Consider the following 11,703-nt stretch of genomic DNA (forward strand, 5'->3'; position numbering starts at 1 on the left):
GTTGATCGCGCTTACGCTCCCCGCCCAAGATGGTGGAACGTTTAACCCGCCCGGCGTTAATAGCCACCTACCGGCGTTCTTCACCATCGGAGACTTCGAGTTCACCAAGCAGATGCTGCTGGTCCTGCTCTCCGTGGTCTTAATTTCCTGGTTTTTCATCGCCGCCGCACGAAAAGGCAAACTGGTTCCCGGAAAGCTGCAGTTCGCGGGCGAGATTGGCTATAACTTCGTTCGCAACTCCGTCGCCAAGGATGTGATCGGCGGCAAGGACTTCATGAAGTATGTTCCGCTGCTGTTCTCACTGTTCTTCTTTATCCTGGTCAATAATATCTACGGCACCATCCCGTACATTCAGTTGCCCAGTTTCTCGCACGTCGGTGGCACATACTTCCTTGCTGCCCTTGTCTACGTGATTTGGATCGGTGCAGGCTTCAAGGTAAACGGGATCCGCTTCCTCAAGCTGGCCGTTGTTCCTTCGGGCGTGCCGTGGTACATTCTGCCGCTGGTGGTGCCGATCGAAGTCATCTCCAACTTTTTGGTCCGTCCGATGACGCACAGCTTGCGTCTTTTTGCCACCATGCTGGCCGGCCACTTGATCGTTCTGATCGCGGGCTCCGGTATTGAATTCCTCATCATGCAGGAAAGTGTTCTGATGAAGGGTGCCTCGGTCCTGGTCCTTGTCGGGTCGATCGCCATGTATATGCTCGAAGCGTTGATTATGGTGCTGCAGGCGTATGTCTTCGTCCTGCTCACGGCGATCTACATTGAAGGCGCCATTCACGCGGACAGCCACTAATTTTTTTGACATTCCCCTTGGGGGATAACTTGAACCAAACAACCTGCCTGCGGGCATCTTGAAAGGAATATTCATGAACGGCACAATCAACGGTTCTATCAACCTCGTTGGCTACGGCCTTTCCGCGATTGGTGGAGCTATCGGTGTGGGTCTGGTTTTCGCGGCCTACATCAATGGCGTCGCACGCCAGCCGGAAGCCCAGCGCGTCCTGCAGCCCATCGCCTTCCTCGGCCTGGCACTGACCGAAGCCCTCGCCATTCTTGGTCTCGTATTTGCGTTCGTTCTCAAGTAAAGAGACAACACTTCATTTGCGAGTAGATAGGACGGGCGAAATATGAAAAATCTCATGATTTCCGCCGCCACAGCAGAGTCGGAAAATCCTCTGGCACCGAACTGGTGGGAAGTACTTGTCGTAGCATGCGGCTTTGCCGTTCTCATGTTCATCGTGGTCAAGTTTGTTGTCCCGATGTTCGAAAAGACCTACGCCGAGCGCACCGAGGCGATCGAAGGCGGCATCGCCAAGGCCGAGAAGGCTCAGGCGGAGGCCACCGCGGCGCTTAGCGAATACAAGCAGCAGCTCACGGACGCCCGTGCCGAAGCCAATCGCATCCGCGAAGAAGCGCGCGCCGAGGGTGCCCGTATTTTGGCGGACCTCAAGGACAAGGCAGCAGCCGAGTCCGCTCGCATAACGGAGCAGGCGCAGGTGGCCATCGCCGCTGAGCGTCAAGCCGCCGTCGTGTCGTTGCGTGCTGAGGTAGGTAGCTTGGCTACGACGCTGGCCGGGCGAATTGTTGGCGAATCGCTCAACGATGATGAGCGGTCCACCCGCGTGGTTGATCGTTTCCTGGCTGATCTGGAAGATCAGGGCACCTCAAAGCAGAACGCAGGTGCTCTCCAGTAATGGCAGGTGTATCGGGCGAATCGCTGACCGCGGCCCTGGCCGATCTGGCGCACCAGCTGCCAACCGCGTCGCTGACACTGGCGGAGGAGTTGTTCGGTGTTCTTAGCGCCGTCGATAGCTCAGCCGGTCTCCGGCGGGCGTTGACCGATCCGTCGCGCAGCGGTGCAGCAAAGGCTGCATTGGTGGACGGACTGGTCAAGGGCAAGGTCTCGGCGCAGGCCGAAGACATCGTCGCCAAACTGGCAGCCTCGCGCTGGGCAGCGGCCCGTGACATCGGCGATGCACTCGAAACAGTGGCCGCGACCGTGGCCATTGCTGTAGCGGAAAACGGCGCCGGGGCTGCAAGTCCCAGCTCCGTTCCGGGTATTGCCGGTTCAGGTGTGCGCGGACTGGAGCGTTTGGAGGACGACTTGTTCTCCTTCAATCAGGCCGTTGAATCCAGTCACGAAATCCAGGGCGCATTCGCGCAACCACAGGCAAGCGCTGGGGCGAAGAGAACGTTGGCGCTGAAGTTGGCACCTTCTGCGGGCGAAGAGGCCCGGGTGTTGATCAGCCAGGCGGTATCGCATCCGCGCGGCGTCAGGGTCACAAAGCTCATCGAGCGCTTTGCGGACCTGGCAGCTACGCGGCAGCAGCGTTGGATCGCGCGCATCACGGTTAGCCGTCCGTTGACCGGACAGCAGACCCAGAGGCTCCAGGCTGGCCTGAACAGCCTGTATGAACGTGAGCTGAAGATCAACGTCATTGTTGATCCAACGCTGATCGGCGGGGTGCGTGTCCGGGTAGGGGACGAAGTAGTGGATGCTTCGGTTATTTCCCGGCTCGGCGAGCTTCGCCGCCAGCTGGCCGGCTAGAAAGCCTGCCCAATAGAGACGAATCGACCATCGGTCATCTGAACCGCACTGGTCAAAGCTAGGTCATTGTCAACAACGATGATCGCGAAATAGGAGAGCAGGGACTGCAGATGGCCGAATTGACCATCAACGCCGACGATGTCCGTAACGCGTTGAATGAGTTCGCGGCGTCCTACGAGCCTGGCAACGCCGAGCGCGTTGAAGTTGGCCGAGTAACCTCGGCCGGCGATGGCATCGCCCGTGTGGAGGGTCTACCCTCCGTCATGGCCAACGAGCTGCTGCGCTTTGAGGACGGAACGCTGGGGCTGGCCCAGAACCTTGACGTACGCGAAATCGGCGTCATTGTTCTTGGTGACTTTGCCGGCATTGAAGAGGGCCAGGAGGTTCACCGGACAGGTGAAGTTCTCTCAGTGCCCGTCGGGGACGAATTCCTGGGCCGCGTTGTCGACCCGTTGGGCGTCCCGATCGATGACCTGGGCGAGATACATGCCGAGGGCCGTCGCGCCCTGGAGCTGCAGGCTCCGGGAGTTACCCAGCGTAAGTCGGTTCACGAACCGATGCAGACCGGTCTGAAGGCCATCGACGCCATGATTCCGATCGGCCGGGGCCAGCGTCAGCTGATCATCGGTGACCGCCAGACGGGTAAATCAGCCATTGCGATCGATACGATCATCAACCAGAAGGCTAACTGGGCCTCGGGTGACGTGAAGAAGCAGGTCCGCTGCATCTACGTTGCCGTCGGTCAGAAGGCTTCCACCATCGCTGCTGTCAGGCAGACCCTTGAGGATAACGGCGCGCTGGAATACACCACCATTGTGGCGTCCCCGGCGTCCGACCCGGCGGGCTTCAAATACCTGGCACCGTATGCCGGCTCGGCCATCGGGCAGCACTGGATGTACGGCGGCAAGCACGTTCTGATCGTCTTCGACGACCTGTCCAAGCAGGCCGAAGCATACCGCGCCGTTTCCTTGCTGCTGCGCCGCCCACCGGGCCGCGAGGCATACCCGGGAGACGTGTTCTATCTGCACTCCCGCCTGCTGGAGCGTTGTGCGAAGCTTTCCGATGAGCTCGGTGCCGGTTCCATGACAGGGCTGCCACTGATCGAAACGAAGGCTAACGACGTCTCGGCCTACATCCCGACCAACGTGATCTCCATTACCGATGGTCAGATCTTCCTGCAGTCGGACCTCTTCAACGCCAACCAGCGTCCCGCCGTCGATGTGGGTGTTTCGGTATCCCGCGTCGGTGGTGCAGCGCAGGTGAAGTCCATGAAGAAGGTCTCCGGTACTTTGAAACTGGACCTGGCCCAGTATCGCGACATGCAGGCGTTCTCCATGTTTGCCTCCGATCTGGACGCCGCATCGCGCCAGCAGCTGACGCGTGGGGCACGCCTGATGGAACTGCTCAAGCAGGGCCAGTACTCGCCGTTCCCGGTCGAGGACCAGGTTGTCTCCATCTGGGCGGGCACCAAGGGGTACTTGGACGATGTCCCGGTGGAGGATGTCAGCCGTTTCGAGGCCGATTTCCTGGAGCACCTGCGGCACAACTCCTCGGTACTGACCACCCTGGCGCAAACCAACGTGCTCGACGACGACACCGCGGAAGCGCTGAAGAACTCCATCCTGGAGTTCAAAAAGGGCTTCTTCGGCGAGGGCGACGACCACCTGGTGGCTGCCGGACGCGAAGAGCATGATCCTCTGGACGGCTCGGACGTAGACCAAGAGAAAATCGTCAAGCAGAAGCGCTAGCAACCCAAGGCCAGCCTGTCGGCACCTCAGCAGGTGTCGGCAGGCCTGACCGGCAGGGTTTGTACTAGTTCAACCAGCGGTACCTGAAAGGAAGACTATGGGAGCCCAGATCCGGGTCTACCGCCAGAAGATCACCTCGACGACGTCGATGCGCAAGATCTTCAAGGCGATGGAACTGATCGCTACCTCGCGCATTGGTAAGGCACGTGCCCGTGTGGCATCTTCCCTGCCGTACGCAAACGCCATCACCCGTGCGGTGTCGGCTGTGGCGTCTCAATCGGAAATTGACCATCCGCTCACCACCGAGCCGGAACAGATCCGCCGTGCCGCCGTCGTCATTGTTACCTCTGACCGGGGCCTGGCTGGTTCCTACTCCGCCGGCGTTCTGAAGCAGGCGGAGGCTCTGACGGAGCTGCTGACTGCTGAAGGCAAGGAAATCGAGTACTACCTGATCGGACGCAAGGCTCAGGCCTACTTCGATTTCCGCCGCCGTGAATTTGCGCGGGTCTGGACCGGGGGCACCGATGCTCCGGAGTTCAAGACGGCGCAGGAAGTCGGGGCCGCAGTATTGACGGCCTTCGAAACGGACTACGAGAAAGGTGGCGTGGACGAGATCCACGTCGTCTCTACGCGATTCCAATCGATGGTTGTCCAGGTACCCACCGTTGTTCGTCTGCTGCCTCTTGAAGTGGTTGAGGAACAGGCGACCTCTGCCGAGGATCTGCTGCCGTTGTACGAGTTCGAGCCGGAGACGGAAAAGGTGCTGGATGCACTGCTGCCGCGGTACATCGAATCCCGGATCTTCAATGCTTTCCTGCAGGCCGCTGCCAGTGAACTTGCGGCCCGCCAGAGGGCGATGAAATCGGCCGGGGACAACGCCACAGATCTGATCAAGAAGTACACCAGATTGCGTAATACGGCCCGTCAGGCCGAAATTACCCAGGAGCTTTCGGAGATTGTTGCCGGGGCGGACGCACTGAACGCGTCTTAGCCGCAGCATCGGAGCTGAAGGTTCCGCACACGTTAGACTTAACCCCACGCCATCTACTGATTGAAGCGAGAGAGATGACAGTCACCAGCACAGAACAGGTAGCCGCCAAGGCCGGTGCTACCGGGCGCATTGCCCGCGTTATTGGCCCCGTCGTGGACGTTGAGTTCCCCGCGGACGCAATCCCGGGAATCTACAACGCCCTCACCACCTCGGTAACCCTCGACGGAGTTACCCGGACCATCACTTTCGAGACCGCTCTGCACTTGGGTGACAACCTCGTCCGCGCCATCTCCCTGCAGGCCACCGACGGCCTGGTCCGCGGCACGGCCGTGGCAGACACCGGTTCACCTATCACCGTTCCGGTGGGCGACGGCGTCAAGGGTCACATCTTCAATGTCCTCGGCGAACCGCTGGACGTTGCTGCCTCGGAGCTGAACATCACCGAGCGCTGGCCGATTCACCGTAAGGCACCCGCCTTCGCAACTCTTGAGGGTTCCACCCAGATGCTGGAAACCGGCATCAAGGTGATCGACCTCCTCACCCCGTATATCCAGGGCGGAAAGATCGGTTTGTTCGGTGGTGCCGGTGTTGGTAAAACCGTGCTGATCCAGGAAATGATCACCCGTGTGGCCCGCAACTTCGGTGGTACCTCCGTATTTGCCGGAGTGGGAGAGCGTACCCGCGAGGGCAACGATCTTTGGGTTGAAATGGAAGAGGCGGGCGTCCTGAAGGACACCGCGCTTGTATTCGGCCAGATGGATGAGCCACCGGGAACGCGTCTTCGGGTTGCGCTCTCGGCGCTGACGATGGCGGAGTACTTCCGCGACGTACAGAACCAGGACGTGTTGTTGTTTATCGACAATATTTTCCGCTTCACGCAGGCCGGTTCTGAAGTTTCCACGCTGCTGGGGCGCATGCCTTCCGCCGTGGGTTACCAGCCGAACCTGGCCGATGAGATGGGTCTGCTCCAGGAGCGCATCACCTCCACTAAGGGTCACTCGATCACGTCGATGCAGGCCATCTACGTCCCGGCGGATGACTACACCGACCCGGCGCCGGCAACCACGTTCGCACACTTGGATGCGACGACGGAACTCTCCCGTGAGATCGCTTCACGTGGACTGTACCCGGCCGTGGACCCGCTGACCTCCACATCGCGGATCCTCGACCCGCAGTACATCGGTCACGAGCACTACAACACCGCGGTGCGGGTCAAGCAGATTCTGCAGAAGAACAAGGAACTGCAGGACATCATCGCCATCCTCGGTATTGACGAACTCGGTGAAGAGGACAAGATTGTGGTGGCACGTGCCCGCCGCATTCAGCAGTTCCTCTCACAGAACACGTACACGGCAAAGCAATTCACCGGCGTCGACGGTTCAACGGTAGCCATCAAGGACACCATCGAGGGCTTCAACGCGATCTGCAATGGCGATGTGGACCACATTGCCGAGCAGGCGTTCTTCAACATTGGTGGCCTCGACGACGTCGAGCGCCAGTGGGCAGCCATCCAGGAATCGACCAAGTAAGATGGCTCAGCTTGAAGTAGAAATCGTCGCAGCGGATCATTTTGTCTGGTCCGGAGCGGCGAAGATGGTCAAGGGCCGCACCAGCGACGGCGAGATCGGCATCCTGCCGGGACACGCTCCAGTGCTGGCGATTCTTGCCGAGGGTGACCTGGCCATTGAGCCCGTTGACGGTGCCAGGATTTCCGTGAGCGTTGACGGCGGGTTCTTCTCGGTGGACAGCGACCGGGTTGTCATTGTGGCTGACAATGCTCAGCTTCACGATGCGGCCGGTTCAGCCAGCGCGGGGATCCGATAGCCTCCAACAGATGAACGAGCCCGGAGCCCCGTTCATCGTCATTGCAGCGGTTTTCCTGCTGCTCGTCGTCATTCTGTGCCTGTTCGGGGTGCGCCGCTTTCAATTGCAGCGCGCCCTCGGAACGGTCGACGCCTCCATTTGCTCGTCGGGAAACCGGTGGCAGATGGGGGTTTGTCGTTATCAGGACGCGGATCTGGAATGGTTCAGGCTGATGTCGCTGAGCCCCCGCGCGCGGCATACCTTCCGGCGCAGTTCGATTGTCCTGGTTGGCCGTCGGCAGCCCACCGAATCCGAACGAATCAGGGTTCAGCCCGACGTCGTCATTGTTACCCTGAGCTATGAGGGTCAGGAGATGCTGCTGGCGATGAAGTTTGACGCCTATGCGGGATTGTCGTCCTGGCTGGAGGCTGGACCCGTGATAGGCATTGGGACCTGGCGATAACTCCCGCATGGACGGCAACTACTAGAGCGCCGTTACACCGGTGGCCTGCGGGCCTTTCGTTCCTTGGCCGACTTCAAACTGAACACGCTGGTTCTCTTCGAGGCTCTGGAAGCCGCCGGACTGAATTTCAGAGTAGTGAACGAAGACATCTGAGTCTGCATTGTCCGGGATGATAAAGCCGAAGCCCTTGTCCGCGTCTAACCGCTTAACGATTCCCTGTGCCATGTTCTTTCCTCAAAAATGGAACTGTCAGCGCCGCACACTTCGTCCGGAGCCAGGGTCACTTGTGCGCATGAAAACCACGTGCACAAAGACTGTGTGTAGTTTTCTGCTGTCTGACCATTTTTTTGCCGTGACAACCACGCGGAGCAGGAACCGCGGCCGGCGTGGTTGGGCCAGCGTCAGGAGGCAGCGGATTCCCAGGCGCGCAGCCACGATCCCTGCCGGAGCACACTCGTGAGGCGCAGCCCACCGTCCACGATTACAGCGTCCGCCCGCAGCCCGCGGCGCAGGCCGCCGACCTCGCTGGAAAGCCCAAGAACCGCGGCAGGAACGGCGGTTGCCGCCAGCACCGCGTCCTGCAGCGGAATTCCAGCCGCGCAGGTCCGGCGCACCACATCCAGCAGCGTTGCCGTGCCGCCGGCAATCGAGCCCGTCGCGTCCAGCGTCGCTACACCGTCCGTCACCGTGACGGGTGAAGGCCCCAACATGTACCGGCCGTCGGAAAGTCCGGCGGCGGCCATTGAATCCGTCACCAACAGCACATTGCCCGCGCCCACCAGGTCGAAGACCATCCGGACCGTCCGCGGATCAAGATGCGTATCGTCTGCGACCAGCTCGACGGCGGCATGCCCGGCCTTCGCAGCCGGCAGACAAGCGGCCACGGGGCCGGGGGAGCGGTGATGCATCGGCGGCATACCGTTGAAAAGGTGCGTCACGGTCGGTCGCCCGCCCGTCTTGGCAAACCCGCTAGAGGACAGTCCGTCACGGGCCTGCGCAAGCGACGCTGCCGCCGTCGCCGTATCGCAGTCCGTATGCCCGAGCGAGGGAGTGATGCCGTGCGCTGTCATCAGGTCCACGAGTCCGGCAGCACCGGGAAGCTCAGGAGCATACGTCATGGTGACGATCTGGCCCCGGCCGGCCTCGATCAGCTCGGCCATCAGGCCCAGATCCGGCTCGCGCAGCCACTTGGGATTCTGTGCCCCGCAGCGGGCATGGGAGAGGAACGGACCCTCCAAATGGATCCCTGCCAGCAGCCCCTCGCGCGTCATGCCAACGTAAACGCCAATTCCCGCCAGCAGATCCTCGCGCGAGGCGGTGACCATGCTGGCCAGCAAGGTGGTGGTGCCGCTGCGGTGCAGGAAATCCACCGCCCGCCGCGCGGACGCTTCCTCCCCGCCGGGAAAGTCCCCGCCATTTCCGCCATGGTTATGAATGTCTACCAGTCCGGGCAGGATAAACGAGCCGGCCGGGAGCTCAAGCCGCTCGACGTCGACAGACCCGACTGAGTGCGCCGCGCCGGGAGGCCCGACGGAAAAACCCGAGCTGTCAAAACCCGAGGCTGCGCCGGCATAGGTAATCCTGGCGCCCTCGACGGCCAGCAATCCGTCGTCGATAACGGTCCCATCGTTCACCAGCGTGCCGGTAATCAGCTTCCTGTCCGTGCTCGTCTTGTCAGGTTCCGGGGAAGCAATCGAAGTCATCCAATGAGTCTAGTCAAGCAGCTTTGGCCTACCCTGAGAACCGTGCAATATAACTCGTGCGATGCGCCATGCGGCGAAACCGGTCTAGAAAAGCCGCGTTGACGTGTCATCCACCCCGCGCATGGCGTCGTAGTCCAGCGTGAGGCACTCGATGCCGCGGTCGACCGCCAGCACCCTTGCCTGCGGCTTGATTTGCTGCGCGGCAAACACTCCGCGAACCGGTGCCAACAGCGGGTCCCGGTTCAACAGCTCAAGGTAACGGGTCAGCTGCTCAACGCCGTCAATATCGCCCCGGCGCTTGAGCTCGACGGCGACCGTTCCGCCGGTCGCATCCCGGGCCAGAATGTCCACCGGCCCGATCGCGGTGAAATACTCGCGGCGGATCAGTGTGAAGCCATCGCCGAGGGTATGGATCTGCTCTGCCAGCAGACGTTGCAGATCAGCTTCCACACCATCTTTAATCAGCCCCGGATCCACGCCCAGATCGTGGCTGCTGTCATGGAGCTGCTCATAAATGTTAATGATCAGCCGATCATCGGCCTTAGCCGACTGGACAATCCACTGTTCCTGCACACCCTCTTCGAGATCCGTCTCAGCCGGGGTCGTCCTCCGGACCGTGGCCGGCGGACTCATCCAGTTCAACGGTTTATAGGAACCGCCGTCCGAATGGACCAGAACCGAACCATCGGCCTTGATCAGCAGCAGGCGGATGGCCAGCGGGAGATGAGCTTTAAGCCGGCCGACATAATCAACAGAGCAACGAGCTATAACTAAACGCACCCTGAGAACTCTACCGCCCCGTGCGTGGTCGATCGCGAAATGCCCGTACAGGCGTAAGAACCCGCGTAGGCGTGAGAACCCGCACGGGCGTAAGAACCCGCACGGGCGTCAGAATTTGACGGGCAGAGGGGCAGCACAGCTTTGCGGACGATGCCGTGGCCACGCCTGCGGTGCTGCGGCCGCGGGGGTGGGAGTCCCTGGATGAACCATATGCTTGTGGACTTTGCCATCGTAGACAGTAGACATTAGGCGGCACCTGCCGCTACTACCTGGAGCCTTCAGCCTGCGGGGGTGCTTCCTTCGGGGTCGTGGGGGATTTGTGAGTCGATCAGGTACAGGGTGCGGTAGGTGGCGTCTTGGCAGGGGTCCGGTGGCGGGGTTGTTTGACGCAGGATCGTGCCTGCCGGGATCGTGCCTGCCGGGATCGTGCCTGCCGGGATCGTGCCTGCTGTCCTTGCTTTACCTGTCGTTACTTTGGCTGTCTTTGCTGTGCCTGTCTTTGCCGTTGTGGTGGCTCCCGGATCGGTGAGCCGTGCTGGCCGCATTGCTGGTCGCATTGCTGGTCGCATTGCTGGAAGGCGTGTTGGAAGCTGTGGTGGAAGCTGTGGTGGGTGGTGGTCTGGTGGTGGTGGCGGGTAGTACGTCCCGGCCGGTGAGGTCCAGGCTGTTTGCCCGGTACCGGTCATGGACGGGGTCCAGCCCCGCAGCCGTGGTCCGGGCCGGTCACCGACGCTGGTTTCCCCGTCCGGAGATGTCCCATCCCGGGTAGCGAAAGCACTGGTGCGTTTCCCGTGCCGGTCTTTACCGTCTTTGAGGTGTTTAATCAGATGATGCTTTTTACACTCATCGGTCAGTTCCTTGTCACTGGTCCCGCTGCCGTGTTCCCAGCCGGTGATGTGATCAAGCTGCGTATCAGCGGTGACGGTATTACAGCCGGTGAACGTACACGTCTGATCCCGGGCCCGTAACCAGGCCCGCATACGCCCGGTCACCCGGTACCGTTCCCGGCCGATCGCCAGCGGCTCCCCGGTATGCGGATGAATCAGCAACCTGATCATTTCAGGACACTCAGCGGCGAGCTGACGGGCCATATCCGGGGGAATCGGCCCGTAGCCTTCCAACTCAGCCGGTTCATCAGTTAATCCCAGCAAAGCGAACACCGGGACAGTGACCAAAACCTGCGCCCGCGGGAAAGGACACCCACCCACACTCCCAACCCCCTCATCAATCTCATCCGGGTCATCCACCTCATCCAACTCACCGAGATCCTCCAACTCACCGAGGTCCTCCAACTCACCCACGCCTCCAGGCTCACCGACGTCGATGACCACGGCAGGCCTGGCAGGCCCCGCAGGCCCGGCAGGCCCGGTGAGGTCGATGACTGTGGTGTCTCCGGCGTCTCGAGCCTCTCCTGCGCCGCTCTCAGCGGACCCAGCAGCGACGACGTCTTCAACTACTTCCGCCGCGTCGGTTATGCCATCAGCACCGTTGCCGTTGTCGTTGCCGTTACTGTTGCTGTTGTTGTTTTGGCCGGTGTTGTTCTGGGTGGTGTTGTTGAGTAGCCAGTCGGCGGCGATGTCCAAACGCAGCTGGGTCAGTGTCCGGGGTTCATCCGGGCCCTGGGCCGCACGGGCGGCCTTGGTCGCCCGATTCCAGATCCCCTG

At 61.1% G+C, this 11,703-nt stretch carries 13 protein-coding genes; 9 read left to right on the plus strand and 4 right to left on the minus strand.

The genetic code is table 11. The features are described 5' to 3' along the window. Nucleotide 1: 1 nt before the first annotated feature. From atpB to IV500_RS18115, 9 genes are all read left to right on the plus strand, one after another. Nucleotides 2–796: a F0F1 ATP synthase subunit A gene (atpB, locus tag IV500_RS18075; RefSeq protein WP_196398209.1), complete on the plus strand. Its 795-nt coding sequence runs from the start codon at nt 2–4 to the stop codon at nt 794–796. 73 nt (nt 797–869) lie between these two features. Further along, nucleotides 870–1,088: an ATP synthase F0 subunit C gene (gene atpE, locus IV500_RS18080; RefSeq protein WP_196398210.1), complete on the plus strand. Its 219-nt coding sequence runs from the start codon at nt 870–872 to the stop codon at nt 1,086–1,088. A gap of 42 nt (nt 1,089–1,130) precedes the next feature. Next, nucleotides 1,131–1,697, plus strand: coding sequence for a F0F1 ATP synthase subunit B (locus tag IV500_RS18085; protein ID WP_196398211.1), 567 nt, complete (start codon nt 1,131–1,133; stop codon nt 1,695–1,697). Then, on the plus strand, nt 1,697–2,551 hold the full coding sequence (gene atpH / locus IV500_RS18090; protein ID WP_196398212.1) for an ATP synthase F1 subunit delta: 855 nt from the start codon (nt 1,697–1,699) through the stop codon (nt 2,549–2,551). Before IV500_RS18085 ends, atpH begins: the two co-directional genes overlap by 1 nt. A 110-nt stretch (nt 2,552–2,661) precedes the next feature. Next, complete coding sequence (atpA, locus tag IV500_RS18095) at nt 2,662–4,299, plus strand: F0F1 ATP synthase subunit alpha (RefSeq protein WP_196398213.1); 1,638 nt, start codon at nt 2,662–2,664, stop codon at nt 4,297–4,299. A 97-nt stretch (nt 4,300–4,396) separates the two neighbouring features. Then, nucleotides 4,397–5,290 carry a F0F1 ATP synthase subunit gamma gene (locus tag IV500_RS18100; protein ID WP_196398214.1) on the plus strand — a complete coding sequence of 298 codons (894 nt, stop codon included), beginning with the start codon at nt 4,397–4,399 and terminating at the stop codon, nt 5,288–5,290. Nucleotides 5,291–5,364: 74 nt separating this feature from the next. Continuing rightward, entirely contained in the window at nt 5,365–6,819 is a 1,455-nt protein-coding gene (gene atpD / locus IV500_RS18105) for a F0F1 ATP synthase subunit beta (RefSeq protein ID WP_196398215.1), read from the plus strand. A 1-nt stretch (nt 6,820) separates the two neighbouring features. Then, nucleotides 6,821–7,114 carry a F0F1 ATP synthase subunit epsilon gene (locus tag IV500_RS18110; protein WP_196398216.1) on the plus strand — a complete coding sequence of 98 codons (294 nt, stop codon included), beginning with the start codon at nt 6,821–6,823 and terminating at the stop codon, nt 7,112–7,114. A gap of 10 nt (nt 7,115–7,124) precedes the next feature. Next, nucleotides 7,125–7,556 (plus strand): DUF2550 domain-containing protein, encoded by a 432-nt coding sequence (locus IV500_RS18115; protein ID WP_196398217.1) that lies wholly within the window; start codon nt 7,125–7,127, stop codon nt 7,554–7,556. 21 nt (nt 7,557–7,577) lie between these two features. Here the strand turns inward: IV500_RS18115 and IV500_RS18120 are convergent, their stop codons facing one another. The 4 genes from IV500_RS18120 to IV500_RS18135 all read right to left on the minus strand — a co-directional run. Continuing rightward, on the minus strand, nt 7,578–7,781 hold the full coding sequence (locus tag IV500_RS18120; RefSeq protein WP_196398218.1) for a cold-shock protein: 204 nt from the start codon (nt 7,779–7,781) through the stop codon (nt 7,578–7,580). A 176-nt stretch (nt 7,782–7,957) separates the two neighbouring features. Further along, complete coding sequence (locus tag IV500_RS18125) at nt 7,958–9,259, minus strand: N-acetylglucosamine-6-phosphate deacetylase (RefSeq protein ID WP_196398219.1); 1,302 nt, start codon at nt 9,257–9,259, stop codon at nt 7,958–7,960. An 84-nt stretch (nt 9,260–9,343) separates the two neighbouring features. Next, nucleotides 9,344–10,039 (minus strand): endonuclease NucS, encoded by a 696-nt coding sequence (gene nucS, locus IV500_RS18130; protein WP_196398220.1) that lies wholly within the window; start codon nt 10,037–10,039, stop codon nt 9,344–9,346. Nucleotides 10,040–10,317: 278 nt separating this feature from the next. Beyond that, on the minus strand, nt 10,318–11,703 hold a 1,386-nt coding region (locus IV500_RS18135; protein WP_230855142.1), incomplete at its 5' end, for an HNH endonuclease signature motif containing protein.

The sequence above is a fragment of the Arthrobacter terrae genome (genome assembly GCF_015708085.1).
In the GTDB taxonomy this organism is placed as follows: domain Bacteria; phylum Actinomycetota; class Actinomycetes; order Actinomycetales; family Micrococcaceae; genus Arthrobacter_M; species Arthrobacter_M terrae.

Excerpts from the sequence above, each read along its gene's own strand:
- atpE (WP_196398210.1), top strand. The coding sequence starts at position 870 with ATGAACGGCACAATCAACGGTTCTATCAACCTCGTTGGCTACGGCCTT.
- IV500_RS18085 (WP_196398211.1), top strand. The coding sequence starts at position 1,131 with ATGAAAAATCTCATGATTTCCGCCGCCACAGCAGAGTCGGAAAATCCT.
- atpH (WP_196398212.1), top strand. The coding sequence starts at position 1,697 with ATGGCAGGTGTATCGGGCGAATCGCTGACCGCGGCCCTGGCCGATCTG.
- atpA (WP_196398213.1), top strand. The coding sequence starts at position 2,662 with ATGGCCGAATTGACCATCAACGCCGACGATGTCCGTAACGCGTTGAAT.
- IV500_RS18100 (WP_196398214.1), top strand. The coding sequence starts at position 4,397 with ATGGGAGCCCAGATCCGGGTCTACCGCCAGAAGATCACCTCGACGACG.
- atpD (WP_196398215.1), top strand. The coding sequence starts at position 5,365 with ATGACAGTCACCAGCACAGAACAGGTAGCCGCCAAGGCCGGTGCTACC.
- IV500_RS18110 (WP_196398216.1), top strand. The coding sequence starts at position 6,821 with ATGGCTCAGCTTGAAGTAGAAATCGTCGCAGCGGATCATTTTGTCTGG.
- IV500_RS18115 (WP_196398217.1), top strand. The coding sequence starts at position 7,125 with ATGAACGAGCCCGGAGCCCCGTTCATCGTCATTGCAGCGGTTTTCCTG.
- IV500_RS18120 (WP_196398218.1), bottom strand. The coding sequence starts at position 7,781 with ATGGCACAGGGAATCGTTAAGCGGTTAGACGCGGACAAGGGCTTCGGC.
- IV500_RS18125 (WP_196398219.1), bottom strand. The coding sequence starts at position 9,259 with ATGACTTCGATTGCTTCCCCGGAACCTGACAAGACGAGCACGGACAGG.